This is a genomic window from Luminiphilus syltensis NOR5-1B, from assembly GCF_000158175.1.
Taxonomy (GTDB): Bacteria; Pseudomonadota; Gammaproteobacteria; order Pseudomonadales; family Halieaceae; genus Luminiphilus; species Luminiphilus syltensis.
Genome location: NZ_DS999411.1, coordinates 2244249 through 2270409, shown reverse-complemented (window position 1 = coordinate 2270409; position 26161 = coordinate 2244249). Strand labels below are relative to the sequence as shown.

At 55.2% G+C, this 26161-nt stretch carries 23 protein-coding genes; 16 read left to right on the top strand and 7 right to left on the bottom strand.

Going from position 1 to position 26161, the window contains the following annotated elements; translation table 11 throughout:
- Positions 1–530: 530 nt before the first annotated feature.
- The 10 genes from NOR51B_RS10225 (at position 531) to NOR51B_RS10180 (ending at position 10728) form a co-directional block, all read left to right on the top strand.
- Complete coding sequence (locus NOR51B_RS10225) at positions 531–1436, top strand: lipase family protein (protein WP_154647660.1); 906 nt, start codon at positions 531–533, stop codon at positions 1434–1436.
- A complete protein-coding gene (locus NOR51B_RS10220) occupies positions 1423–2823 on the top strand; it encodes an LssY C-terminal domain-containing protein (RefSeq protein WP_009020640.1) in 1401 nt (466 codons plus the stop codon). Before NOR51B_RS10225 ends, NOR51B_RS10220 begins: the two co-directional genes overlap by 14 nt.
- Positions 2824–2920: 97 nt before the next feature.
- Complete coding sequence (locus NOR51B_RS10215) at positions 2921–3307, top strand: carboxymuconolactone decarboxylase family protein (protein WP_040482014.1); 387 nt, start codon at positions 2921–2923, stop codon at positions 3305–3307.
- Between the two features lie 334 nt (positions 3308–3641).
- Positions 3642–4748: an amine dehydrogenase large subunit gene (locus NOR51B_RS10210; protein WP_009019097.1), complete on the top strand. Its 1107-nt coding sequence runs from the start codon at positions 3642–3644 to the stop codon at positions 4746–4748.
- A gap of 3 nt (positions 4749–4751) precedes the next feature.
- Complete coding sequence (locus tag NOR51B_RS15025; protein ID WP_009019874.1) at positions 4752–5309, top strand: MauE/DoxX family redox-associated membrane protein; 558 nt, start codon at positions 4752–4754, stop codon at positions 5307–5309.
- The gene (locus tag NOR51B_RS10200) at positions 5309–5956 is read left to right on the top strand and encodes a thioredoxin domain-containing protein (RefSeq protein WP_009020564.1); all 648 of its coding nucleotides are present in this window, start codon (positions 5309–5311) and stop codon (positions 5954–5956) included. The genes NOR51B_RS15025 and NOR51B_RS10200 overlap by 1 nt, the downstream gene beginning before the upstream one ends.
- 4 nt (positions 5957–5960) lie before the next feature.
- Positions 5961–6518, top strand: coding sequence for a methylamine dehydrogenase light chain (locus NOR51B_RS10195; protein ID WP_009019968.1), 558 nt, complete (start codon positions 5961–5963; stop codon positions 6516–6518).
- Between the two features lie 5 nt (positions 6519–6523).
- Positions 6524–6943, top strand: coding sequence for a c-type cytochrome (locus NOR51B_RS10190; protein WP_009020141.1), 420 nt, complete (start codon positions 6524–6526; stop codon positions 6941–6943).
- Between the two features lie 415 nt (positions 6944–7358).
- The gene (locus NOR51B_RS10185; RefSeq protein ID WP_009020764.1) at positions 7359–9638 is read left to right on the top strand and encodes a TonB-dependent receptor; all 2280 of its coding nucleotides are present in this window, start codon (positions 7359–7361) and stop codon (positions 9636–9638) included.
- A gap of 256 nt (positions 9639–9894) precedes the next feature.
- Positions 9895–10728, top strand: a complete 834-nt coding sequence (locus NOR51B_RS10180; RefSeq protein ID WP_009021632.1) for a 2OG-Fe(II) oxygenase — start codon at positions 9895–9897, stop codon at positions 10726–10728.
- Between the two features lie 172 nt (positions 10729–10900).
- On the opposite strand, the gene NOR51B_RS10175 is transcribed toward NOR51B_RS10180, so the two are convergent.
- On the bottom strand, positions 10901–12061 hold the full coding sequence (locus tag NOR51B_RS10175; RefSeq protein ID WP_230198449.1) for a TMEM143 family protein: 1161 nt from the start codon (positions 12059–12061) through the stop codon (positions 10901–10903).
- Between the two features lie 505 nt (positions 12062–12566).
- Here NOR51B_RS10175 and NOR51B_RS10170 point away from each other — a divergent pair.
- The 4 genes from NOR51B_RS10170 (at position 12567) to NOR51B_RS10155 (ending at position 19065) form a co-directional block, all read left to right on the top strand.
- Positions 12567–13487, top strand: coding sequence for a transporter (locus NOR51B_RS10170; RefSeq protein WP_009020397.1), 921 nt, complete (start codon positions 12567–12569; stop codon positions 13485–13487).
- Between the two features lie 476 nt (positions 13488–13963).
- On the top strand, positions 13964–16357 hold the full coding sequence (locus NOR51B_RS10165) for a TonB-dependent receptor (protein WP_009021693.1): 2394 nt from the start codon (positions 13964–13966) through the stop codon (positions 16355–16357).
- A gap of 15 nt (positions 16358–16372) precedes the next feature.
- Positions 16373–17710, top strand: coding sequence for a metal-dependent hydrolase family protein (locus NOR51B_RS10160; RefSeq protein WP_081443943.1), 1338 nt, complete (start codon positions 16373–16375; stop codon positions 17708–17710).
- The gene (locus NOR51B_RS10155; RefSeq protein ID WP_009020560.1) at positions 17707–19065 is read left to right on the top strand and encodes an amidohydrolase family protein; all 1359 of its coding nucleotides are present in this window, start codon (positions 17707–17709) and stop codon (positions 19063–19065) included. Before NOR51B_RS10160 ends, NOR51B_RS10155 begins: the two co-directional genes overlap by 4 nt.
- On the opposite strand, the gene NOR51B_RS15020 is transcribed toward NOR51B_RS10155, so the two are convergent.
- Positions 19057–19716 (bottom strand): TetR/AcrR family transcriptional regulator, encoded by a 660-nt coding sequence (locus NOR51B_RS15020; protein ID WP_050759459.1) that lies wholly within the window; start codon positions 19714–19716, stop codon positions 19057–19059. The genes NOR51B_RS10155 and NOR51B_RS15020 overlap by 9 nt on opposite strands.
- Positions 19717–19912: 196 nt before the next feature.
- Between NOR51B_RS15020 and NOR51B_RS10145 the strand changes: the two genes are divergently transcribed.
- Together NOR51B_RS10145 and NOR51B_RS10140 are read left to right on the top strand one after the other, a co-directional pair.
- Positions 19913–20215 (top strand): hypothetical protein, encoded by a 303-nt coding sequence (locus tag NOR51B_RS10145; RefSeq protein WP_154647659.1) that lies wholly within the window; start codon positions 19913–19915, stop codon positions 20213–20215.
- Positions 20216–20307: 92 nt separating this feature from the next.
- Complete coding sequence (locus tag NOR51B_RS10140) at positions 20308–20556, top strand: hypothetical protein (protein ID WP_154647658.1); 249 nt, start codon at positions 20308–20310, stop codon at positions 20554–20556.
- Positions 20557–20747: 191 nt separating this feature from the next.
- On the opposite strand, the gene NOR51B_RS10135 is transcribed toward NOR51B_RS10140, so the two are convergent.
- From NOR51B_RS10135 to NOR51B_RS10115, 5 genes are all read right to left on the bottom strand, one after another.
- Positions 20748–21557 (bottom strand): slipin family protein, encoded by an 810-nt coding sequence (locus tag NOR51B_RS10135; RefSeq protein ID WP_009019533.1) that lies wholly within the window; start codon positions 21555–21557, stop codon positions 20748–20750.
- Between the two features lie 17 nt (positions 21558–21574).
- On the bottom strand, positions 21575–22972 hold the full coding sequence (locus NOR51B_RS10130) for an NfeD family protein (protein WP_230198448.1): 1398 nt from the start codon (positions 22970–22972) through the stop codon (positions 21575–21577).
- 482 nt (positions 22973–23454) lie between these two features.
- Positions 23455–23901 carry a nuclear transport factor 2 family protein gene (locus NOR51B_RS10125; protein ID WP_009018978.1) on the bottom strand — a complete coding sequence of 149 codons (447 nt, stop codon included), beginning with the start codon at positions 23899–23901 and terminating at the stop codon, positions 23455–23457.
- 1 nt (position 23902) lies between these two features.
- Positions 23903–25246: an aromatic ring-hydroxylating oxygenase subunit alpha gene (locus NOR51B_RS10120; RefSeq protein WP_040482011.1), complete on the bottom strand. Its 1344-nt coding sequence runs from the start codon at positions 25244–25246 to the stop codon at positions 23903–23905.
- Between the two features lie 75 nt (positions 25247–25321).
- Positions 25322–26068, bottom strand: a complete 747-nt coding sequence (locus NOR51B_RS10115) for an SDR family oxidoreductase (RefSeq protein ID WP_040482535.1) — start codon at positions 26066–26068, stop codon at positions 25322–25324.
- Between the last annotated feature and the right edge of the window lie 93 nt (positions 26069–26161).

The window sequence follows — 26161 nt, the reverse complement described above, 5'->3', positions numbered from 1 at the left end:
GGGATGATAGATCACCATTGAAGTCACTGCACTGCCTTCGGTTTGAAGAGCTGTTCGAAGGCGATACCGGGCTGACCCTAATTCTCCCGCAAGCTACAAATCAGGCAGACCTTCGCCGCACACAGAGGCTTCCTTCACTCTCATTTGCGATCGGATTCGCGGGCCACCTAGTTGAGCCGCTATTTGTGTCGCTTCGGGGACACGACAGCCCATCGTTAGGCACGAATGCCTGCGGCTTTAAAAACAAAGGCGCCCGAGGTGTATTTTTACGAGCGCCACCATTGTACCCTCCCAGAGAATATCGATCGGATGACTCAACGTTGACGCGCTCCATGCCCAATCAGAGGTACACAAAATGCCCTCTGGTTCTTTTCATTGCGGCAGTTCTGTTTGGCATTTCGGGATGCGGCCAAAGTCCACCGGCCGTCGACACTTCCCTTTATGCGCCGCTGACACTGGCTCCTGCAGCACTCGCGGGCGTTCGGGATGCTCGCGCCGAATTTCGTGAACTGTTTTGTCGGGAGGAGGAGATGACATCAGCCTCCAGTGAACAGTGCAGTTCAGCACTCCGGCGCTTTCGCGGTGAAGCTGACGAGGTGGTCCCTCTAGAGGTCAAAACCGACAAGCGATCACGCTATCGGATTGCCTTCGTTCCAGGAACCGCCTGGGACTGTCTCCGTGGGCTTGTCGACGAGACTGATCTCCCCACGCTACATCTTGAGGAGTTCGGTTATGACACGACGATAATTCCAATTCAGGGATTATCGAGCACCCCGCGTAATGCCGAAATCATCGATACGACCTTACGCGCACTAATGGGCGGTGACGACAAACGTCCTTTCATATTAATCGGCTATTCCAAAGGAGCACCGGATGCATTGGTGGCTCTTGAACGGTATCCCGACGTGCTGGCGAATACGGCGGCGTTTGTATCGATTGCCGGCGCGATCGGCGGCTCACCCATCGCCGAGCACACTTCCGCCTCGACGATAGCGGCGATACGATACAGTCCGTATGGGGATTGTTCGAGTAGCCGGGGAGATGCACTCGAGAGCCTGCGCCCGGCCCGCCGGCACGCGTGGATGGCCGACCACCTGCCGCTTTCCATCCCGGCCTACTCGCTGGTCACCACTCCCGAGCCCGAGCGGGTTTCGCGAGCGCTCCGCTCCAGTTACGAATTACTGGGCGCGCTTCACCCTGTCAATGATGGTGCGCTGCTCTATTGGGATCAGCTTCTACCCGGTTCAACGCTATTGGGTTATGCCAATGCTGATCATTGGGCGGTAGCCATCCCCGTTGAAACTGACGCTATCCCCCTGGGAGATGTCCTGGTAACCAATGGTTATCCCCGAACACGCCTGTGGCTTGCCATCGCGGATTTTGTGGTGACCGACCTCGAACAACGAGCAGAGGCATCAAAACATGACCTTGAATAGCATTACTGCAATCCTGCAACGCCTGGCGAAGTTTCACTGGCTCGTGCTACTCGCTGTCGTTTCGGGCTGTACCAGTTGGAGCTATAGCGAGCTGACTATCCCGAATCAGCTGCACGATGTACGCACGCAAACCCAGGATAACATCACGGTATCCGTTGCCATCCTCGACGATGATCAGGCAAAGGCACATTTCGGCATTGATCTTGGCCGCTACGATATCCAGGCGATTTGGCTGAACGTACGCAATGGCTCTGGGATGAGACTCTGGCTTCTTCGCGCTGCGCTGGATCCGGACTTCTTCCCCGCCGATGAGATCGCCCGTATGGCGGACTCCTCGATCTCCGATGATGATTTACCCCGTGCTCAGCAGCGACTCCGGGATGAATCCATGCGGCTGCGAATCGAGCCTAAGACCGTGGTCGAGGGTTTTGTCTTTGCTCCCCGCGCCGTGGGCGGACGCTACGTCGATGTTCGCCTGCTCGAGGATGCTTATGAGGCGGAAAAACGACGTCTCAATCAGAAGAAAGGTGGCGACCCATCGGACAATCGGGATCTTGAGTTTCGATTTGGCTTTGCGCTACCGCTTCCCGATGGATTATTTGATTACGAACTTCTGGATCCGGAAAACACCTATCCGGGTGTGAAACTCCCCGACCTGAACGAAGACGAACTTCGAGCCCGCCTCAGCGCCCTACCCTGTTGTTCCATGGCGCCCGATGATCAGACGCCGGCTGACCCGCTAAATATAGCGATCATTGGCGATTCAGCGGATGTGTTGAATTCGCTCTCCCGCGTGGGCTGGTCGTTTACCCATCGCATCACCCCGGGCACGGTATTAAAAGTCGTTGGTGCCTCAATTTCAGATAAAAGCTATCCGGTGTCTCCGGTCAGCTCACTGGATACCTTCGGCCGTAAACAGGATTTTGCACTGCAGCGTGCTCGTGCAGGAATATCCCAGCGAAACCATATGCGGTTGTGGATGGCGCCATTCACCTACCGCGGACAACACGTCTGGGTCGGCCAGATCAGTCGTGATATCGGTATTAAACTGACGCCAAAGTCTCCCACCATCACCACCCACGTGATCGACCCCGAGGTGGATCAGGCGCGGGAGTACCTTCTGCAAACCCTGCTCGCAGGCGGCTTCGTCAATGCCTTTGGCTTTGTCGAGGGGGCACAAGCGGCAACCATGGAGGACCCGGCCTACAATCACGTCGGCGATCCTTATTTTAGCGACGGTATGCGTCTGGTCGTGGAGCTATCCCCGCGCCCCATTGCCTACGGTCAGGTCAGAAGTCTCATGTGGCGCCAATCCGCCGCACCCGTCGCAGAGGGGCAGGCGTCCGGGGCTGATGATAACGTCCGCGCTATTGTGCCCATAGACTAGACGATCTGGCTATGCCCAATCCCAGCAGCCATGGAATCGAGGCTTGACCATGCAAATGCCCGATAAACAGACCGTCAAGCTTGCGAGGTAAAACGCAATGACCCGAGAAGCGGACCCCTTACCGGGAGCGATGCAATTATTGGAGCAACTCGCTCCCTCAACCGCCGATAAAGTGAAGACTAAATTGGAGAACTTTTGCCCCGGTGCCAGCGAGATTATTTTGGGCTTTGCGTTTACCGACGTGATTGCGCGCCAAGGCATCGATCTTCGTACCCGTGAAATGCTGACGATTGCGATGCTCTCTGCCATGGGTACCGCGCCCGACCAATTGGATTTTCATATGCGCGCCGCAATGAGTGCAGGGGTGACACGGGAAGAAATTGTCGAAATCGCCCTTCAGGTCGCCGTCTATGCCGGGGTTCCTGCGTGCATTAACGCCATAAATTCCGCCACAAAAGCGTTCGATTATTTCGAAAATAGCTAAGGCCAGCGGGATTACATCAACCGCACGAGTGCAGAATAAAGCCACCTGGACCGGCCTTTGGCATCGAGCGACAACGTCCGCTGTAGGCGCAATCGATTACCCGAAGCGACATCGATTGAATGACTACTTTGAAGCCAACTGAAAGCTGTGCTCAGGTTATTGCGGTGCCCTTGGAAAAACGGATTATCGACGGGTTGTCATCGCTCGATTAACAGTGCAATCACGGCTTTTAGGCGAGCACAGGACCCACTCACTGGACCGTCCAGCGCAAATCAGGGACACTACTTGCCTTCTCGAGCACGAGACGCCCCATAATCCCAATGGAGAGCCACCAATGATTCAACGGCTTGCCGTTCTGATGGCGCTGTTAATGGCATCGCTTGCCCACGCCGGTGTCAAACCCGAAACCATTTCCGTTGCAAAACTCGGAGAACCCACGCCTACCTGGGTTTTTATCAAAGCGTACATGGGGGGCACCAATCTTTTCGACGCCTCCACCGGCGAGATGCTGGGTCGACTGACATTGACGCCCTACACACCGGTCATCGAACCCCACCCGGAAAAGGGCGTTATTTACGCCGCTGAAAGTTATTACTCCCGTAGCGATCGTGGAGAGCGCACCGACGTGGTGACGATCTATAGCATCGAGGACCTGGCGCCAGTCGCTGAAATACCCGTGCCCAACAAAATAGCCGCGTTCCCACACCGACAATTCTCGGCGCTAATGGATGATGAGCGCCATCTCGCGGTGTTCAACCTGACACCCGCGCAGTCGATAAGCATCGTCGATGTCGAGGCACAAAAATTTGTGGCAGAAATTTCGACCCCCGGCTGTGCCATGATGCTGCCGGTACCCGAAAACGCATTCCTCCAGCTGTGTGGCGATGGCAGACTTCAGTTAATTCGTCTGGACGCTGATGGCAATGAAGTCACTCGTTTTCGCAGTCGCCCGTTTTTTGATATCGACGACGATCCGATCTTTGACCGAGTGCTTCCTTTCGGCGATGGCTGGTTGCTGAGCTCCTTTGAGGGCCTGGTCTACACCGTGCACGTGCGGGCCGATCAGATCGAAATTTCAGAACCCTGGCGGGTTGTCACTACGGCCGAGGCTGCTGAGGACTGGAAGCTCGGCGGCTGGCAGATTATGGGGCTCACAGCCAACAAAAGCATCTTCTACACGCTGATGCACCAGGGCGACATCGATACCCACGAAGATCCGGGCACGGAGATCTGGGTGTTCGATCTTAAGGCCCAGCGCCGTATCGCGCGATTGCCTCTGGAGATACCGGTAATGAATCTATACCTAACCCAGGACGAGAAGCCGTTACTCATCACCTCCGACATCAATAACCAGATCGATATTTACGATGCGATGACACTGAAATTGATTCGGCGGATCGAGGAACCCGGCGAGGAAGCCGCGATCCTTCAGGGTTTTTAGATCGTGGATCCTATAGTTCCCCTTATCGTATCGATCGCCTTCGCGTTACTGTTTGCCTCCGGCGCCCTCGAGAAGCTCAATAATCTATCCGCTTTTCGAATGATTGTGTCGGAATACCAGATTGTTCCGCCGTGGACCCTCGCCGTGATCGCAGTCTCTCTTCCACTGCTCGAACTCGGCATAGCCGGAGGATGGCTGCTCTCCTTGGGCGGTAGTCAGGGCACCACACTATTGATGTGGTCTGCGGCTGCGAGTGCTGCTTTGCTCACCCTGTATGCGGCCGGCATGGCGATAAATCTATGGCGAGGCCGCACCCATATCGACTGCGGCTGCAGCTTCGCGCCCTCCGGAGGGCTGTCAACTGCCCTGGTGGTCAGGAATCTTGCCCTTGCAGTAGTGGCCCTGACGGTGGTGATCGCCCCTGGTGACCGACCACTGAGCGGGCTCGATTACATCGTTGCGGCAGGGGCGACCCTTTTACTCGTGGTGTTTTACCTCGCGGGACAGCAGCTTCTGAAGAACGCCATGAGCCTCGCCAACTGGCGCCGAGGCAGCGCGTGATGGACAGTCTTCTTTGGATATCTCACATCATTCTCTGGCTGGCGGTTCTTGGCCTGGGTATTCTGGTACTCGCACTGACCCGACAAATTGGTCTCCTGCACGAGCGAATCGCACCGGCGGGGGCGCTAACGCCGACAAACGGTCCGAAAATCGGGGAGCGCGTGGAGGCAGCAACTTACGACACCATCGACAACCAACGGGTAACTATCGGTGATACGACGCGAGCGACAAAGCAAATGCTCCTGTTCATTTCACCCACCTGCCCGGTTTGCAAAGCGCTGGTGCCAGTGGCGCGAGCCGTTGCCCGGGAAGATAATTTTGACCTGATTTTTGCCAGCGATGGCGCTGATATCAGTGCACACCAGGCTTACGCGCAAAAGCTCGGTATCGAACGCTACCCTTACGTGGTTTCCCAACCCCTGGGAATTGGTTTTGCGGTCAGCAAGCTGCCTTTTGCGGTCTTAATTGACGACCAGGGCGCCCTCGCCGCCAAGGGCCTTGTGAATACCCGCGAGCATCTCGAAAGCTTACTCGAGGCGATGCGAACCGGTATCGACTCAATTCAGGACTACATGGCCATCAACCATCCCGATGAGCCTGAAGTTTTTGAACCGCACACAACAGTCTCTGAACAACACACAGGGTGATTAAATGACGAAACCTCTCGATCTGGCCCGACTTTCTCAACGACTCGATCAGCGGATGAGTGAGGCGGCACGTCGCGTCGCCCAACGAACCTCCCGACGCAGTTTTTTGGGAAAACTCGGCTTGATGTTGGCGGGAGCAAGCTTCTTCCCGCTGCTACCGGTCCGGCGGGCCTTTGGCAATGAACCGCCACAGGACCTCGCTGCAGTCTCGGAAATCGGCGATCCCCAGAGTTGTGACTATTGGCGCTACTGTGCACTCGGAGGCTCACTGTGCTCCTGCTGCGGAGGTAGTGCAACGACCTGCCCACCCGGGTCCGAGCCCTCTCCCATCAGCTGGATCGGCACCTGCCACAATCCTGCGGATGGTAAGGACTATTTAATCTCCTATAACGATTGCTGTGGTAAATCCTATTGTGAACGGTGTGTTTGTCATCGTACCGAACGCGACAAACCCGTTTATTTTCCAGCCAAGAGTAACGATATTCTGTGGTGCTTCGGTACCGAGTCGCAGGCGTATCACTGCACGGTTTCACTCGTTCTGGGTGAGGCGGAGATAGACTGATCGCTATGGGAAAACCGTTGTGTCGCGGCGCAGTGTTCGCACTACTTTTCCTGCTTGGATCGACCGCGTGGGCCGACAAAGCACGATTCAACTATCTCCTGCATTGTGCGGGCTGTCATTTGGCGGATGGACAGGGCTCACCGCCAGAAGTACCGACGCTGATTGGAGAGATCACACAGATCACTGACTTCAGCGATGGAAGGGCTTATCTCGCTCGTGTACCTGGGTCCTCCCAGGCGCCAATCAGTGATGCCGAACTCGCCGACGTTCTCAACTATATCCTGACCGAACTGAACGCCCCGAACCTATCGAGCGACTTTGCACCGATCACGGCGAGGGAGGTCCATAGCGCACGCGAAAATGTGCTGACCGATCCCCTGCGGGAGCGAACACGCCTGTGGGAGCAGTATCAGGTCGATAGCTGAGTTCAGCTCATACCCCCTTCCGCCGAACCCTGACCGATCGGTCAAGCCCTCTTTGAAACTACGCTATGCGTTTCTGGCCTCCGACTTCCATGGATACCCGAAGAATACTCACTGTGTCCTTATTATTACCCGGCCCACCAAAAGCCGTCTCTGATTTCCCGTATCAGAATCAGGACATCACGCGCTCACCGCCTATCCAGAGAGAAATCTCGGGGCCCTGGAGCGAATCAGACCTGGAGGGTAGCCGTTCGATGACAGTTTTGAATTGCATTCAAAATAATCGTAGACTCAGATGTCCGAAATTTCAGGGGGATCTTTATCGACTAAATCAATGATGGCAGACAGTAAATCTGGACGACCATTTCCGATATTCATTTTAAAGGCACACACCCGAAAAATATAAAAAGGGCAGAAAATGAAAAAGAAAACTGATCTCAAGACAACGCCTACATTGATCGCAGCCAGTGTTATAGCAATGGCGGCCGCGACGACCCAAGCCAAGGAGCTCGAAGAAGTTATCGTCATCTCGCAGAAGGTGGCCCGCGAGCAATCCACCCAGGACATACCGACTTCGGTAATGACCTTCAATGAGGGCATGCTGAAAGATGCCTTTAGTGTCGATCTGGTCGATGTCGGCAAAATGGTCGCCAACGCCGAACTCAACAATGTCGGCACCTACGCCAGTTATCCCAATTTTTTTATCCGCGGCATGGGCGTCAATGGTTCCACCCGGACCAACGACCCCAAAGTGGGAATTTTTGTAGACGGTGTTTACCTTGGCTACAACGCCGGCGCCCTCGCCAGCACCTTTGATCTGGAAGCGGTAGAAGTACTTCGCGGTCCGCAAGGTACTCTGCTGGGGAGAAACGTGACCGGCGGCGCGGTGCTACTGAAAACAAAACGCCCCGGAGATGAGTTCGCCGCCCAGGTAGAGGTCGAGGCCGGAAACTATAACGCCTTGACCTTCAATGGCAGCATAGAGGGCCCGATCAGCGATTCGGTCAACGGCAAACTGGCGATCATCAAGGCCGATCGCGATGGCTTTTTTGAGGATAATAACGGCGGTACCGTCGACACCAGTATTAACCCCGCGGGCATGCCAGAAACAGGCACCGGGGATAAAGTAGGAATGGATTTGCTGATTCTACGACCGATCGTCAGCTGGCAAGCGACCGAGGATTTAAATTTAACGCTAATTGGCGAATACCAGAAGAATGATGCGGGAAGCGCCAACTCGCAGAACGTGGCACATAATTGTGTTCCGATTCCCGGCGTGGATAACCGGGATATAGTTTGCGGCGAAGGCAGCCAGTTTCTTGCTCAGACGTCCTTTGGTTACCAACCACCCGAAGACAAATACGACATCAATCATGACCTGATTGGTTACACCGAAGTTGAAACCAAGTCATTGACCCTCGACGCCAACTGGAACCTTGATCACGGTGTGGTAACCACCATCGCCGGGTGGCGTGATGTGGAGTACAACAGCAGCACCGATTTTGACGGCACCCCATTTACCATCTTCCACTTCAACGATAACAAGGAGACTCAGGATCAAACCAGTCTTGAGGTGCGCTACTCGTCGACATTCTCTGATAACTTCGACTTCGTGGTCGGAGTCAATTATTTCGATCAGGAATATACGATTGGTGAACGTCGAAACTTCTTTGTAACACTCAATGCGGCCACGTTTTCTGAAACCCAGCACAGCACACTCGGCGTGTTCGGTGAAATGAACTGGTCGATTACGGATGCACTAACGCTAACAGCGGGTGCTCGTTGGACCAAAGAAGATAAAGAAATCGATATTGGTATTCTCGGTACCTGCGAACTCGACTTCTCCGCCTGTGACAATGTCGTATCGAACCAAAAGGATTGGGACGATATCTCACCCAAGATCGCAGTGTCCTACCACATCAATGAAGACACCATGTTGTATGCAAGCTACACCCGGGGCTTTGCCAGTGGTGTATTCAACGCTCGCGCAACGACACTCGACGGCATTGGACCCACGGATCCGGAAACGGTTGATTCCTACGAAGCCGGCTTCAAGTCGACATTCTGGGATGGTCGTGCCCGCTTCAACCTGGCCTACTACCTTGCCGAGTACGATGATTTGATACTTTTCGTAAACAATCCCGACGAAAACAGCGGTGCCAGCTTGATCAACTTCAATGCGGGTGAGGCTGAAATCAGCGGCTGGGAAGCAGAACTGTCGCTGCAACCAACAACCGGGCTGCGCCTCGATGCCTCCGTTGGCACTGTCGATCCCGAGTACACCGACATCCAGTTCTTCGATGCCAATCAGGATGGTGTGGTTGATCCCGCGGATAATGCCTTGGCGAAAACCTGGGATTTCCAGAAAACACCGGAACTCAGCTACAACATCATGGGTACTTACGATTTCGGTCTGAGCAGTGGTGGATCGATTATTACTCGAGTCGCTTATTCCTGGCGTGACGATTACATGACGGACCTTTACAACAAGCACTGGTTGCAACAGGAGGCCTTTGGCCTGCTGGACGCCAGCCTCGCTTACGTAAACCCCGAAGGTAATTTAAGGGTCGCTGTGTTTGGCAAAAACCTCAATGACGAAGAGTTCTTCGATTATGCCGCCGACGTGGGCACGCTCGATTCTGCCCGCTGGGGTGGTATGCCACGCACCTATGGTATGCGAATCTCTTACGCGTTCTGAGTGCTCGAGGCGCAGGCGGCCGCCGCCTGCGCCAATTCGCCGCACCAAAGCCGGCCACCCTTATCCGAGCCAGAAGCGAAATATCCTAGTCGCTGTCCTGGAAAATTCACAATCCGTCTTTATTACTCGTAAAGCAGAATAGGCATGTGTTGACAGCACGGACCCAGAGCCAACTCTGGTGCAATAAGTGGCATCAAAACTCGCGCTTTGACAGCGGTAAACTTTTGAGCTTCATACAAGAGAACATCGAACCAACATGAGCGCGGACGCCGACACCCAAATCGACTACTTCAGCGACGCACTCGTTAATCGTCTTACCGAGTGCAGTGCCAGCATTTCGCAGCAGTGGAATAACCCGGAGGGCACAACGACACGCCACTTTGTGCTCGATGATGTATTGACCAAAGACGATGTCAACGCCATCTACAACGCCTTTCCCAAAAATGGGGATGGCTTTTTCGATCGCCAAAGCTTTCGGGAAAAGAAACGCACAGCTACCGATTTATCACAGTACTCCCCCATTCTCTCGGATATCACCTATGCGTTTCAGAATCCAAGGGTGGTTGATCTGATTACCGGGTTACTGGAACTCCCGGGGATCGAGCCCGATCCCGACTTATATGCGAGCGGTCTCTCCATGATGTTTCAGGGGGACTATTTGAATCCGCATATCGACAACAGCCACGACGCCCAGCGCAATCGCTATCGCCGGCTGAACCTGCTGTTCTATGTCAGTCCACACTGGGGCCTCGAACGCGGTGGTAACTTTGAGCTCTGGGATACGACAAGGACACACCCCCGCACCGTCGTCTCGCATCGGAATCGGTTGGTCGTTATGGAGACCAACAAGACCAGCTGGCACTCAGTGAGCAAGGTTATCGCCGACCAACCTCGATGCTGCGTCTCGAACTATTACTTCTCTGAGGTCTCGCCGGACGCCACCGACTACTTCCACGTGACATCGTTTCTTGGTCGACCCGAGCAGCCATTACGGAGTTTACTAGGTCATTTCGACAATACGCTGCGCAACAGCGTATCGAAGGTGCTTAAAATCGGCCGAGGCAAACGGTTGATTAACAAAAAACAGTAAGCGCCGCCAGAATTTCAATACCGTGGGATCCACCAGTCTCGGCCCTATTCCCATGAGAGTCCTTGAAACCAGCGAAGTATCACTTACCCAACCACCCGCCAATAAATGAAGTCTTCGGCGCGGCCTGCGAATACGCCTGATTGCTACTGCAGAAAATTTACCCACCTACTAGTCAATCGGCTGCCAGATTTTCAACACCCTGCTCACTAACCTTATTGTCAGCGGCCCACCAGACCTGCTGCTCCTCACGGGCAAGGCCCAAACGCGCCAACTTACGCAGTGCGTCATCGATCTCAAAATCAATTTCCGCGCCCAACTGGGTAACAAACCAGCGTTCAATCTGCTGATCAAGCTGCTGCTCGGTGACACCATCGGGGTTCGCCAACAGAAAACGGTACGCAACCCACGCCTCCTTGCACTCTGAATCTTCCGCATCGTCCAATACGCGCAGCAGAACTCCCGCGTTGTTATCCAATAGCTTAAAATAAAGATTTCGCGTCAATGCCTGGCGAAAACGTGCCTTTCGATGTCTATAGTTCGAAATCTGCTTCCACAGATAAGCACCCAATGCGCCCAGGCCCGCGCCGATAACAAGCAAGCCCTGACGATCCAACGACACCGGATCGGTGTGTAGCCCCAGCCAAAACCCCAGTAAGGCACCCAGCAACACCAAGGGGGCACCGAGCTTTGTAAAAGCAACAGCAGCGCCACTGACTATCGCGGGTACACCGATAAGCAATCGGTCCGACCAGCGCATGGCGACACGGGTATTGGGGAATAACATTTCCAGGTCGGCATTGGGGACATTCTGGAACAGCTTGATCATTACCCGGCCGGGCGGTAAATCGGGATCACCCTTCTCACCGCGATCCGCGAAACGCAAGAAGAGCACCACGCGATCATAGTTGATAAAACGGATCGTCCGCTTCCAGAGCCCCGCCAGGTGGGAAACAGTCTCTTCCTTCTGGGAAATGCCTCTGGCGAACAACAACACCTCCTCAAAATCACGCATATCGACACGCAATCGAATTTGAAATAACGAGGCGCTGCGGAACGCCCGCTTCAAATCCTTTTCGGTAATCCGTTCATAGTTGCCGCGATCGAGAATGTGGACGAGGCGCTCACCCAGCTCAGAGCTCGTATCCGTCGTGGCTTCAGTACTGATCCTGCGAGTATCCGCGTCGGGATCGAGTGGCGCATAGGCATCTTTGATTGCCTGACGCTCGGCATGAAATTCTGCTGAAAGCGCCTCAGTGATTCGAGCGACTCCGGCCTCGAAGCGCGCGCTGACTGAAGGCGGAATCTGGAAACCACCAATGGGCGAATCGCGCAAAGTCTGAACAAGCTCTGAGCGTCGAAAAGGAATAAAACGAAGCCGCGGAACGGCCAGGCTCTGGAAATTAGCCGAATCGGATGCGTCGACATCCTGAGTCTGCGTTTTGACGATGGTGGCTCCCCCCAATGCAGCCTGTACGGCTACCAGTGACGCAATGTATCGAGATTGTCATTTGTTCTGCCGCTAATCAAGCAGCCCTTTTGGGGCCACTTATTTTCCAGGGCGTCAAACGTTTGGAAACGCATGCTGTCTTTCTTGCCTCACCCCAATAACCCTATAAAACAGCATATTTCTCGTAGTGCTTGGCTTGTCTGGATTCCCTGGAAACAAGCAGCATAGTAAAAGCCGCTATCACACCGATTGACCGCACAGCGATTTAACCGTAAGAGCGAGGCTCGGAGTTCCGACAAGGTCTGTATTTGTCGAAGTCCAAACCCCATAATCGGCTTCATAAGCAACCAGTGGACCCCAATAACTTGAAAACGCGTCGGTTCCTCAACACTTGACCTGCTTTACGCTCAGCAGGGCACTTTTCGTTGCGTGCCTGACCGCGACGCTATTTCCTGCGGCAACGTCAGCGCAGGAACTTACGCCTCGAACTTACTGGCCCGCACCCAAGGGCACGCAGGTTGCCACGCTGGGATTGGCCGTCACCAGGGGCGATGTGGTGCCGGACCCGTCACTGCCGATAGCAGGTCTGGACTCATCGATCTCCACTATTGTCGTGGGTTATTTACAGACCATAAACTTTCTCGGCCGGACCGCCAATCTGGTATTGGAAGCGCCCTTTTCCGACGGCACCACAGCCGCGGATGTGCCCGATATCGGGAATATAGAAAGAAACTATAGTGGCCTCGGCGATATTTCCGCGACCCTTACCGTGAATCTGATTGGCGCACCCAGCATGGATAAGGAGGAATTCGCGGCTTTGCGGCGTGATCCCAAGCCGATTCTGGGCGCGAGTTTGAAGGTCGTCGCACCGACTGGCGACTATGACAACGATCGGGTCATCAATGTGGGTGCCAACCGCTGGGCCGCTCGCGGCGAGTTGGGCTTTATCGGTCCGATAACCGACAAATTGCTGGTCGAAGCGAAGGCCAGTGCCTGGGTGTTTACCGACAATGATGACTTTCTCGGTGTCCGCCGCCAGCAGGATCCGATTTATGCCGTTCAACTCAACCTGATTCGGCGCTTTAAGCCCGGCTTCTGGATGTCTCTGGACTCCAATTTCTACCGCGGTGGTCGCAGCAAAATCGGCCCTGTGCAATTGGATGATCTGCAGAGAGATATGCGCGTCGGCGCGAGTGTGGTATTTCCGGTCTTGTCACGCAATGCAGTGAAGGTAAGCATCGCAACGGGCTCCGTCAATGACTCCGACGAATCGTTTACGCTTTTCAGCATAGCGCTTCAGCATTTGTTCTGAGCGTCATTACTGACCACCCAGGACAACTTTCTGACGCGCGTGTGCTCTTGCCATCCATCAGTGGTGGGGGTAGCGCGCGTGTGAGTCGTAAGCGCACTGTCTGCTGTAATCGCCGCAATCACTAAAATCACATAGGGTCGCCACAAGGGTTACGACCCCCTGCCTGAGTTAGCCAGCCCTGTCTCTATCGGCCCTTTATGCTGCGCATCAAAGTAGCAATCCAAACAGCGAGTATACAGGCGAAGTCTTCAGCCATTCGCACCTGTTTAGAACGCGCGCCCTAATTTTAATTTGATACAAACCCGTAATTAGTACAACTTCTGTCCAACAATTATGAAAAAGGCTTTTCCTGATTTTTCTGGAAACGCCGCTGTTGGTGCCTGCACCTGAAAGATTCGCGGTCGCTGAAGACTCATGATGATGGATTCGCTCACTGCATTTCCGTCATGAACCCAAAGCCCAGAGGAATTCCCCCTATGTCCAAGCCCCTCAGTCGCAAAAACTTTGTCCCCGTTACTCTTGCTTCCGCCATTGCTGCACTTTGCTGGACTCAGCCCACGGCGACCTTCGCGCAGGGGGCAACCGTTCTCGAAGAGATCGTTGTCACTGCGCGGAAACGTGGTGCCGAGAAACTTCAGGACGTTCCAGCGACAATCACGGCGTTCGGATCCGATCAACTCCAGCAGATGCGCGCGCTGGACTTCGACTCTTTTGCTTATCAAGTTCCGGGATTAACCTTTTCTGATGAGGGTGCCGGACAAAAACGATACGTATTGCGCGGCGTGCGTTCGGCCGGCCAGCAGCAGGTTGCCGTTTATTACGATGAAATCCCGCTTCCGGGGATCCAGGGAGCAGCTGGCAACAGCGGTTCACAAACCACCGATTTAAAACTCTTTGATCTCGACCGAGTGGAGGTCCTCAAAGGACCACAGGGCACAACCTTCGGTGCCAACTCCCAGATCGGAACCCTGCGCTTTATTCTGAACAAGCCTGATATGACTGAATTCGGCGCCAAAATACAAGTCGGCGGCACTACCGTTGAAGAGGGCGATACGGGTGGCAGCGTTTACGGCATGGTCAACGTTCCACTGATTGATGACAAACTATCGTTCAGAGCTGTCGGTTACTACGATGATCAACCCGGTTACCTCGATAACAACCGGCTAAATCGCGAAGACTACAACTGGTACGAGACCAAGGGTTTTAGAGGCATGCTGCGTTTTCAGCCCAATGACCGCATGACCATCGATGCGATGGCATGGATGCAGGACACGGACGCCGGTGGCACTGATCGCTACAACCCCTACGATTCTTTTTCAGACTCCCCCGATAATCTCGACTTTGTGAACAACGACCTGGAGCCCCTTGAGGATATTAGAAATGTCGCTTTCTTCGAAACTGGCGATCTGATTAATGGTGATTTTGCCCGAACGCAAATGCCCGATGAGCAGGAAATATACAGCCTCACCCTGAATTATGATTTTGATAACGTCAGCTTGACGGCAGCAGGATCCTACTACGATCGAAGCTTCGATTTCCGTCGGGACTCGACCTGGGTCATCCTCCGTCTTGGAGTTCGCCCCGAACCGACTTCACCGGATGATCCGCCCGCCAACCGCGCGGACTTGTTTCCTGCGCTAACCGACCAGACACAGGACGTCGAACAAACAGCGTTTGAGATGCGACTGAACTCAACCAGCGATTCACGATTCCAGTGGATGGGCGGGGTTTTTTACCGCGAGCGCACCTCTGATTTCCGCAGCTATGTACCCGTAGTCGATGAAATCACCGGCGACTTGATTGACACGGGCATGCCACCGACAGGCTTTATCTCCGGGGCCCCTGGAGAGGGAATTGACGAATGTAATCCATGCGTTTTTGCCCGTGAAAATAGACGTAAGATGGAAGAGATTGCCGTATTTGGTGAGGTCACTTATGCCCTCAACGATCAATGGGAGCTCATGGCTGGACTCCGCTGGTTCGAGGCCGAGCAGACCGATAATGGTTTGCAACTATTCCCCTTCGCACTTTTTCCACCAGAAAACTTTCTGCCCGAGCCGGATCTGCGAGCGTTTAAAGAAGACAAGACCATCTCGAAGTTCCAGGTGTCCTACAGCCCCAGCGATGATTATGTGTTCTATGGATTGGCGTCTCAGGGATTCCGACTCGGGGGCACCAATGGCCAGGGTGTCGTTGCGGTTCCCCCGGGTTACGAAGCAGACGAACTCTGGAACTATGAATTGGGCGCAAAAACCACATTGGCGGACGGCAGGGTGAATCTGAACCTGGCCGCTTTCTATATTGACTGGTCTGACATTCAGGTCGCCGGCCAGGACCCTACGGGCGCTTTCGGATTTGTTGGCAATGCCGGCGCGGCCGAAGTGCTCGGGCTCGAATTTGAGCTTAACGCGCGCCCGATCGATCAACTGGACCTGACCGCCGGTTTCGCATGGCTTCCTACCCGCGAGCTGTCGGAGGATCAAATCAGCGATCAAATCGTGGCACCGGGGCGTAAAGGAGACAAGCTGCCGTTCGTCCCGGAATTTACCGCTAACGCGATGGCGCAGTACAACTTCGAGGTGGGCGGTGACTGGGATGGCTTCATTCGCGGTGAATTTGTTCATCGAGGCGGCTCGGATTCTGAGCTCGATACCACGTCCCGCTTCAACCGGAAGCAGAATTCTTATGAGCTCTTCAATTTCAGGGCGGGTGTCATGGATCGCGATAACGGGCTAAACGTAACCCTTTACGTCGAAAATGTGTTTGATGAACGCGGCGATCTCCGGGTCAGGACCGAAGATTCCTTGCTAACCGTTAAATGGACGACTATGCCGAGAACCATCGGTATCGATCTGACGAAGACCTTTTAATAACGGGATAGACCCATGCTAAGTCAAATGAAGTTGCTCCTTCGAGGCTGTCTCGCCGTGATAGCCGCAGTCGGCTTTTCTGGTCCCGCATTGGCTGAGGCCACGCTCGTACACGCCGGAACCCTCCTCGCCATACCAGGCGATTCGCCACAGTCAGAGGCGACGGTCGAAATACACGATGGGAAGATAAAGGCGGTACATTCGGGGTTTGTAACGCCTGAAAGCCTGTCGCTGGACGCTGATACCCGAGTGATTGATCTCTCGAATCAGTTTGTCATGCCCGGTTTTATTGACCTGCATGTGCACCTGGGTGCTTATGCCAACGCGGGAGCTCGAGGCCTTTACGTTCGTAAACCCGACGCCTATTTTGCGCTCATCGGTGCGCAGAATGCGCACAAAACACTGATGGCGGGTTTCACGACCGTCAGGGACCTGGGCTCGAGGGGCTATTCGATTTTCGCGCTCCGCGATGCGATAGCCGAGGGTATCGTGCCCGGCCCCCGACTTCTTGTCGCCGGATCGGCCATTACGCCCTCGGGAGGACACGGTGACTTCCACGGCTACCGGGAGGAAGTGGCGAACGCACTACCGGCAACAGGCACCTGCGATGGCGCGGACGACTGTATGCGCGCCGTAAGGCAAATGGTTAAACGTGGGGCCGACGTGATTAAGGTAACCTCCACGGGGGGAGTGTTGTCCAATACCAATGCGGGTACAGGGCAGCAGTTTACCCACGAGGAGCTGGTCGCCATTGCCAACACCGCGCATATGCTGGGTAGAAAGGTAACCGCCCATGCCCACGCCAAACCCGGCATTGAGGCGGCACTTAACGCGGGCTTTGATTCCATCGAACATTCCATGTGGGCCGACAAGGACACGATGAAGCTGTTCAAGAAAACAGGGGCATTTGTTATTCCAACCGTTTATCCCATTAGCTACGTCGGCGATACACCCGAAAAAATGAAACAAGGCCCGTTCAAGGATGCGCCACCCGCCGTGATGGAGAAGCTATTGGCACTGGGTCGACAGCCCAAAGATATGACTCGTATGGCACACAACATGGGTGTGAATATCGCGCTGGGCACCGACTCCGGAGTTTCGCCCCACGGCGAGAATGCCAATGAATTTGTCGAGTACGTCGGTATTGGTATGTCACCCATGGAGGCCCTGATGGCCGGTACTGTCCGTGCGGCGACGGCGGGTGGCATTGAAGGCGTGGGAAGCATTGCGCCGGGTATGTATGCCGACCTGGTGGCAATGAGCGAAAGTCCGCTTGAAGACATCTCCGCGGTACTGGATGTGAATTTTGTTATGCGTGATGGACACGTCTTTAAGGCGGTAGAGGCAAAATGATCTTATTTTCAAAGACACGCGCTCGCCTGGTGGTGGCTGCCACTGCTGTTTTCTGCACACTCGCCCAAGCCGACACCGTCATTTTCGACAATGTTACGCTGATCGATGGTACTGGCAGGGATCCCCTGGCGGGCATCAGTGTTGTCGTGGAGGACGGAAAGTTCAGTCAGATAGCCCCGGCGGAAACCCTGGCAGGTGTGGAAGGTACGCGCATCGATGGAACCGGCCGCTATCTGATTCCCGGACTGATGGATATGCACATTCACCTGAAGGGCGGTGTGACGGTTACGGAAACGGGCCTTCGGGAAGCGGGTAACGATCGGCAGGTAGGCCTCGCAGCATTGGCCAGTTATCTCTACAGCGGTGTGACCGCCGTTTATGACTCGGGGAATAATCCAGACTATATCTTCGCCCTTCGCGACGAAGAGCGTAGTGGGAGTATCGAGTCGCCACGAATCTTTGCTACGGGAGGTATTGTCACCTACCCGGGAAGCCATGGCAGCGGTCCCGGTTATACACCCGTCGACGACTGGCCTGAAGCCAAGGCAGCCCTCGACGACCACATCGCCAGAAAGCCGGATATTCTGAAGTTGACACTTGAGGAACGCGGCTGGGGTGCGCGGCCAATGATTCCCCTGCTGCCTGTAGACCTCATGCAGAAGGTTATCGAGTACTACAATGACCACGGCATTCGCACAACGGTTCATACCTCGAGCGAACGAAGAGCTCGTCAGGCGATTTTCGCAGGCATCGATAATCTCTCCCATCCGATTATCCAGGGTCCTGCAACCGAAGCTTTTGGACGTCTTATGGGCGCCAAGAAAATACCGATGGTAACGACTCTTGCTATTGGAGAGGGATACTCTCGGCTCGCTGAGAGTCCGGATTTCCTCGATCAACCCCTCTACCAGGCCAGTCTTTCAGCGGACGAAATCGAGACGCTGAAGACAGAGACCCGCCCTGCCTGGCAGGAACGGAAGTGGACGTGGTGGATGCAAATCATGACGCCAATTGCGCAGGAAGGACTGGCACTTATTCACAACGCCGGGGGTGTTCTGGTTCTCGGTACCGATCAGACCATAGGGCCGGCGGTACATCATGAAATGAAACTGCTGGCGGATGCGGGCATCCCCGCCAAAGATATTATCCGTATCGCCACCCTCAACGGGGCGGAGTTTTTGGGCCGCGAAACCGACATGGGCTCTATTGAGGTCGGTAAGCTGGCCGATGCGGTGCTGTTAACTGCCAATCCCGTAGAGGACATCACCAACACGCGTAGCATCGAGCTGGTGATGAAAAACGGCCGGGTGATCGATAGACAGTCGCTGCCGGTGGCGGGAACCGCGCTACGCTGAGCGTTGCGTAAAATCGGTAGGGTCCAGCGAAAATGCCCTTAGTGATAAGGGTATCCCCCGCTTGCCCCTGTCGGTCATTACTGGTTCAAACAGTTGCACTATCAGCTTGAATCCGTCCTCCATCGTTCCGATATCAATGACCTCGTCCTCGACCCGAACAAAGCTGAGCCAAAAATCGGATACCAGCCAGGAAATCTTGATCAGCCGCCTAAGCTGTCGGTCGCTGAGGTCGGACCGCAGAAATCCAGCGTTGGCGAGTTGACGGAAGAACACAAAGACATCTTCCATGCGCTTTTGTCGGGCGCGCGTGAACCGGTATCGAAGCTCAGTATCGCGCTCGAGTAATACGTTGAGCTCCTGGTAAAAAAATCGGTAACGCCATATCAGGCGAAACTGCCGCAGGGCCATCAACGCCATATTCTCCAGCGTAGGCGACATCGGGTTCTTGGACCATTCTCCCATCTCGGCCTCGATACGATTCCAAAGATCGAGAACAATCTCTTCTTTGGAGGCGTAGTGATAATGCAGATTGCCACGGCTGATTCCGGCGGCCTCAGCAACGCGGTTCGCCGAAATGTCTGAGGTACTTGATGTATTGAACAACTCGAGTGCGGCGTCCAGAATCCTGGACTTCGTCTCACGTGTTCCCATGGTGTTTATACTCCATTAGCAGGCCCCGACGCCCGATCATACAGTGCTGTATAAAAAATCTTAAATCTATAGCTTTTTTAAGCTAAAACTCGTCGATGCGTTCAGGTAGATAAGCTTTTTTCACCGGTATCTCAACTCACTCCGCGTCACCACCGTGCGATGGTAGCTGCTGTCCAATCAGTACAAGTACGGTACGATGAATTCTGGCGCTACAACACCCAGCACCGAAAATACGCCCTCGCGCTTCCGATTTCGTACGCTAATGGGGCTTATGGCAGCCGCATCCATACTGTTGCTCACAGCTGTCACCGCCTACCTGAGCTATCAACTTGAGACCACCAGCGGTGAGGCCGATGCCGCACTACAGTTCGCACAAATTGTCGATAAGGGCAGCAAACTCGAGGCGCTGTATAACCGAATCCACGAAATTCGCATGCGCTTTGAAGTGCTGCTTCGCGATGCCGAAATCGACTTCTGGCAGTCCGTAGTGGTTAAATGAATCCGGACGCTTTTTTAGGTGGTATGGACTGATCTAGGTTTCCCGGACACTTTCGGCCTATTTTTGGACTGATCTAGGTTTCCCGAAAACTGTTGCGGACCCCCTCTGAGCGCCTGAAAGTGTATGGGCGCCACCAGCAGAGCGACGAGGAATACAGTCAAACTGCTTCCGAGTTATCCACCTATAACGATCGTCTGCCCGTACCCGGCACTGACACGACCCGCAGGGTCGTCATTGGCGAACTCGATGCAAGCGAGCAAGAGATAGACTTTTCACTGGATCCAGCCACGGGCAAACCGTTTCCAGGAATGGAACAGACACAGCGATTTGGCACCTTTTAGATCGACTACGAGACGCTGGGCGGCACACTCACCTATTGGTCGGGCTTCACGGATAACAAAAGCTCTGACCGATCGGATACCGACTACACGGACTACCCCTCGGTAGCACCCTTCTCGTTTTCTTAGTGGCGTACTTATTTGACAGTCAGCCAGGTCAGCCACCCCCTCTCCGGCATGGCATCAGGATCGATTCAGTCGGGCTTTACCGGGGCGTGATCCGTCGGCGAATCGGTAACCGCTGCCATCTTTTTGAAGGTCTCCATAATTTCTATGGGCAGCGGAAAAACCACCGTCGATGAATTGGAATTACTCATATCCGCGAGGGTCTGCAGATAGCGCAGCTGCATTGAGCCCGAACTCTTGGACATCACCTGAGCCGCTTCCAGCAGTTTTTGCGAAGCCTGAAGTTCCCCTTCTGCGTGAATCACCTTGGCCCGCCGCTCGCGCTCAGCCTCGGCCTGCCGGCCGATGGCGCGAATCATCGACTCGTTAAGATCGACCTGTTTGATCTCAACGTTAGCCACCTTGATGCCCCACTCCTCGGTTTGTGCGTCGATAATTTCCTGCACATCCCTGTTCAGCTTGTCCCGCTCCGAAAGCATCTCGTCGAGATCATGCTTGCCGAGTACCGAGCGCAGGGTGGTCTGCGCCAGTTGGCTGGTGGCGACACCAAAATCCTCAACGCGAATCACTGCGCGCTCCGGGTCAATCACCCGAAAATACAGTACCGCATTGACATGGACGGTGACGTTATCACGAGATATGACATCCTGACTGGGAACGTCGAGGGTGATAACCCGAAGATCAACCCGCTGCATCTGCTGGACTCCCGGGATGACAATAATCAGCCCGGGGCCTTTCACGCCCTGAAACCGGCCGAGAAAAAACACCACCGCCCGCTGGTACTCGGGCACGATCTTGATCGACGATGCCAGTATGAGCACCAGCACCACAATTGGCGCAAAGTACGGCGCGATATTTCCAAGCAGATCGACGGGCATAATGTTCTCCTCAATAATTAAGAATTAGAGCCATCTCCGGGTGTTTTCCTGGCTGCAGGTGCTACCCGCACCGTCAAACCCGTGACCCCAAGTACCTGAAGCGATTGACCAGCGCTCACCGGCCGTTCGCTGACCGCACGCCAACGCTCGCCACTCATATGCACAAAACCAAAGAAACGACCCTGGTCCTGCTCAAAGTCGTCTTCCGCGGTCGCCGACTCGTCGGTGAAATGCTCGACACCGTAAACAGGCCTGCGACGCCGCAGCGTCGTCAGTCGGGTTAGCACCCACAGCAGGAAGCCGGCGCCAATCGCACCCACCCCACCAACGGCAGGCAGTGAAACGGCCTGATTGGTCCCATCCATGAGGATCACAGAACCCGCCACGAACGCCGCAATCCCGCCAATACCCAGCACGCCGAAGCTGGGAATAAACGCCTCACCAACGATGAACGCCAGACCGAGAAATATCAGCGCAAGACCCGCGTAATTCACCGACAGGATTTGGAAGGCAAACAGCGCCAGCAACAGACAGGTTGCACCGAAAACGCCTGGAAACAGGCTCCCGGGATTGGCAAACTCAAAAACCAGACCATAAAAACCGATCAGCAACAGGAAGTAGGCGATATTCGGATCCGTGATCACCGACAGCAGACGCGTGCGCCAGTCCGGGTCCATACGTTGAACGACCAAGTCGGCGGTAGTCAGGGTCACCTCTCCGTAAGCCATACGCACAACCCTGCCATCGATGGCTTGCAGAAGCTCGTCGATATCGTCGGCGACAAGATCAATAACGTTTTGCGCGAGCGCCTCCTGCGCGCCGAGATTTGCGGCATCGCGTACCGCGCGTTCGGCCCAGTCTGAGTTGCGATCGTGGCGGGCAGCGAGCTCACGGATATAGCTCACCGCATCTTCGAGCACCTTGCGCTCCATCGCCGATGGCGCCGCTGCAGAAGGCGACTGGGCCGGGAGGTTCTGAGGTTCGGCCCCCTGCTCCATCGGAGCCTCAGGGGTTACCGGTGCATCATCTGACGGCAGACTCGGCAACCCGCCAATCTGAACGGGCGTGGCCGAACCAATATGTGTCGCCGGGGCCATGGCTGCCACGTGGCTGGCGAGGACGATATATGCACCGGCGCTGGCAGCTCGTGATCCTGAGGGATAGACGTAGGTAGCGACAGGAACCCTGGAGGCAAGAATCGACTTAATCAGATCGTGGGTTGATGCCATGAGGCCGCCCGGGGTATCCAGCGCGATGATCAGCAGCTCAGCGCCCTCGGACTCGGCATAGGCGATGCCGCGCTGCACATAGTCCATTGTCGCGGGCGTGATGGCGTCAGCGACCGTCAGCAGAAAAACGCTGCGCTGCTCGGGCTGAGCGCTGACGGTCTTGCCGTCGAGCGCGGCAAGCAGCAACGCAGCCCCAAAAACAACAGCGCCAAAGGCCGTCAAAACGGAACGGCTGCGCGCGTTGCACCATGGACCCCGCTCGACACGCGGGAGAAACCGAATGCTGAACCTGCGGATTGCGCCACCTCCGGTTGCTGACGTTAGAGACACCATTGTAACGCGAGCACGCCTGGCCGACACCAACACGCCAGCGGGCGAGAAACCCCGGCATGTGAAACGCTGCGGCATTACTACGCCCGCACCATCGCATAGACGTCGAATAACAGGTAACGACAGCTTTACAGCGTGATCACACTATGAAACGCACGCTTTACGACGATGAAATCAGCAGCCATCACAGGGCGGAGGTCGCCTTTCTGCCCCAGACCCTTGATCTCGAGTGGGTCGCTCGTCTTAATGCCGTAGTCGACCAGCAGCCCGATGATCCGTTTTGTCGAGTTCGATGCTGTGCACCCTCCTCGTTTGCATCAGCACCAGCGAGGCCCTAGCTAGGCGTCGCTGATCTGCTCGTGCACAATGCCGTAAGCGCGGTAAACGAATAGCCACTGACCGTCGCGTTTTTCCAGTTTGTCATCATAGCGCCCGGTGCAGCGCACGATCTTGCGCGTCTCCGGGTGCTGATACACCTCATGGGTGTAGGCGACAGCTTCTGCCCTATCGCCGTCCACCGTAATCGCACCCGGCTCCATGAAATACACCATCGGCTTGGCCATATCATTGAGGCCATAGACCTTCATCGATTCCACCCAGGCGCCAAGAATGGTGTCCTTGCCATCAAACCCGCCCAGATCCGGGTACTCCAAAAGCTCCCAATGCGCCTCCTCGGCCCAGATGGAACCCCAGATTTCGGGATCCTTGGTCATTACACCGTGGGCGTGGGTGTTCATCAGTTCACGAATCGCAAGGCGATCTTCCAGTGGTCCGGTAAAGGCCATTTCAGCGTCTCCCTTCAAGATAATCGTTGAGCACTTCGTGGAAAAACCGCACTCGGGTTTCCTGCCCTGAGAGCACGGCGTCGGTATAGCCTTTGCTGTGCATCCCCGCCTGCATCGCCTCGGCGAGGCTCATGTCCTGGTAGACGATCTGGCCCGCCAATTCGGGGATTCCCTGTCCGCCGTCAAAATCCCGATGCTCGCAGACCGCCACTTCTTCAAGCGGCTTGGGGCCCGCCATAATGGATTCCACCTCGGTCTGCCCTTCTACCGGAAACGCCATGCACCACAGGTCGAAGTAGCACTTTTCCGGATCGTCCGGACACGGCTCTGAGCGGAAGAAAACGAGATTGTCAGGCAGAAAACTGATGGTTACGTTGGGGAAGATCACGGTGTGGGGACTGTCGGTGATCTCCTCATCGTTCATATGCTCATAGTGCACATAGCCCTTCTCCCGCCACAGCTTTTGCTTTGCCGCCTTGAGGTCTTTCCAGCCCTGAAACGCAAACTCTTCGTAGCTGTCGTAGCTATCGGGGTCGATATCCCATTGTCGCAACACCGCCTCGAACATTACATTGCGTCCATCGGCTGGCCGGTCGGATATGGAGGGGTGCATCGGCTGCACCGTGCGACCGTGCCCCTTGGGCCACATTTCATGGCGCGCGGAATCGACATCCTGGTCTATCCAGGGGGGCACTTGCGGGTGCGCGGTGCGGGTGTGATAGCTCTCGCTGAAATTGTCGGTAACGAACTTCCAGTTGGCATTTATCTTCACCCGATACCACGCAACACGCACCGCGGTGTCCATGGGGTAGTTCTTGGCGACTTCGGGCATCGGATCCAGATAGTCGGCAAGCGTCGGGGCATTGTCGTCCATCGTGTACCAGACAAACCCGCCCCAAGTGTCGCAGCGAAGCTCGTTCAGGCGCAGTTTTCCGCAGGGATCTCCCTGGGGGAAATCCACGTCCGAGTCCTGAGCATGAACCAGCAGACCATCCTTGGCGTAACGCCAGCCGTGGTAGGGGCAAACGAATTCTTCGGTGGAGCTGTCGTCATGAACCAGCCGCATACCGCGGTGGCGGCAGCTGTTGTAGAACGCGCGCACCGAGCCATCATCCTGGCGCACCGCGATAACAGATTCTTTCAGAAAGTTGTGAACGACGTAGTCGCCGGGCTCGGGAATATCGGCGAGGCGCCCGGCGATATGCCAGATCCGCGTCCAGAGGTGCTCCCATTCCTTCTCGGCAAATTCTTTCGAGTAGTACCGATCGCCGGTGATGGCATCGCCACGAAGATGAGACGGATCGCGTCCGTCCATGGTCTGTGGATGCGTGCTTTGACTGCTCATAAATCCTCCAGAAATATCCATATGTTGAATCGTGGTGACACTGGCGCGAGTTAATTCTCATCGAGCCTGTGTTTGTCACCTCATAGTTTCACCGTTATCAATTACCAGCTCCGAACCGGTAATGTGGCATGACTCCTCGGACGCCAGGAAAAGCACCAGGCGTGCCACGTCTTCAGGCCTTCCCTGCCCATGCTGTTGTATCTGATTAAGACCCTCTTCCTCGGATGGAAGTTCAGCCAGCGCAGCTCGAGTCATCGGTGTGTCGTGGGCTCCGGGCAGTACGACATTACAACGAATATTGTACTTCCTTTCCTGACAGTGCACCGCCACAGAACGTGTCATTGCACGTATCGCTCCCTTCGCGGCGGTATAGGCCACAATTGCCCCGACGCCTTTTAGGGCGGCAACAGAAGAGATATTAATAATCGATCCCCCTCCAGACTGTGCCATTGCAGGTACGGCATATTTGCAACCGAGAAAGGTTCCCTCCGACATGACGGAATTAAGCAGCCGATACTCCTCGAGCGTGGTTTCTTCAACCGAGCCAAATTTTACGAGACCCGCGTTATTGACCAGCACATCGAGTCCACCGAGCCGCTCAACTGTTGTCGCAATCACGTGCTGCCAGGCGGCCTCATCACGCACATCATGCTCAATGAACAGCGCACCCTCCAGCTCTGCCGCAAGCGCCTCGCCCCGCTCCCGATCGACGTCCGTCAGCACAACACGGGCGCCCTCGCCAGAGAGGAGGCGCGCATCTGCCGCGCCAAGACCAGAGGCTCCTCCGGTGATAATGACAACTTTTCCTGCGACTCTACCCATTACGGAATCCCTATAGACAGTGATTTTATAAACGACATTGGCAAGCGTGAGCTCGCCAGAAAAAATTCTCTTGAAAATACCCATCGCGGGTGA

Bases quoted from the DNA above. Each gene is read 5' to 3' on its own strand.
- NOR51B_RS10225 (WP_154647660.1), top strand. From the start codon at position 531: ATGACATCAGCCTCCAGTGAACAGTGCAGTTCAGCACTCCGGCGCTTT.
- NOR51B_RS10220 (WP_009020640.1), top strand. From the start codon at position 1,423: ATGACCTTGAATAGCATTACTGCAATCCTGCAACGCCTGGCGAAGTTT.
- NOR51B_RS10215 (WP_040482014.1), top strand. From the start codon at position 2,921: ATGACCCGAGAAGCGGACCCCTTACCGGGAGCGATGCAATTATTGGAG.
- NOR51B_RS10210 (WP_009019097.1), top strand. From the start codon at position 3,642: ATGATTCAACGGCTTGCCGTTCTGATGGCGCTGTTAATGGCATCGCTT.
- NOR51B_RS10200 (WP_009020564.1), top strand. From the start codon at position 5,309: ATGGACAGTCTTCTTTGGATATCTCACATCATTCTCTGGCTGGCGGTT.
- NOR51B_RS10195 (WP_009019968.1), top strand. From the start codon at position 5,961: ATGACGAAACCTCTCGATCTGGCCCGACTTTCTCAACGACTCGATCAG.
- NOR51B_RS10190 (WP_009020141.1), top strand. From the start codon at position 6,524: ATGGGAAAACCGTTGTGTCGCGGCGCAGTGTTCGCACTACTTTTCCTG.
- NOR51B_RS10185 (WP_009020764.1), top strand. From the start codon at position 7,359: ATGAAAAAGAAAACTGATCTCAAGACAACGCCTACATTGATCGCAGCC.
- NOR51B_RS10180 (WP_009021632.1), top strand. From the start codon at position 9,895: ATGAGCGCGGACGCCGACACCCAAATCGACTACTTCAGCGACGCACTC.
- NOR51B_RS10165 (WP_009021693.1), top strand. From the start codon at position 13,964: ATGTCCAAGCCCCTCAGTCGCAAAAACTTTGTCCCCGTTACTCTTGCT.
- NOR51B_RS10160 (WP_081443943.1), top strand. From the start codon at position 16,373: ATGCTAAGTCAAATGAAGTTGCTCCTTCGAGGCTGTCTCGCCGTGATA.
- NOR51B_RS10155 (WP_009020560.1), top strand. From the start codon at position 17,707: ATGATCTTATTTTCAAAGACACGCGCTCGCCTGGTGGTGGCTGCCACT.
- NOR51B_RS15020 (WP_050759459.1), bottom strand. From the start codon at position 19,716: ATGGGAACACGTGAGACGAAGTCCAGGATTCTGGACGCCGCACTCGAG.
- NOR51B_RS10145 (WP_154647659.1), top strand. From the start codon at position 19,913: ATGAATTCTGGCGCTACAACACCCAGCACCGAAAATACGCCCTCGCGC.
- NOR51B_RS10135 (WP_009019533.1), bottom strand. From the start codon at position 21,557: ATGCCCGTCGATCTGCTTGGAAATATCGCGCCGTACTTTGCGCCAATT.
- NOR51B_RS10125 (WP_009018978.1), bottom strand. From the start codon at position 23,901: ATGGCCTTTACCGGACCACTGGAAGATCGCCTTGCGATTCGTGAACTG.
- NOR51B_RS10120 (WP_040482011.1), bottom strand. From the start codon at position 25,246: ATGAGCAGTCAAAGCACGCATCCACAGACCATGGACGGACGCGATCCG.
- NOR51B_RS10115 (WP_040482535.1), bottom strand. From the start codon at position 26,068: ATGGGTAGAGTCGCAGGAAAAGTTGTCATTATCACCGGAGGAGCCTCT.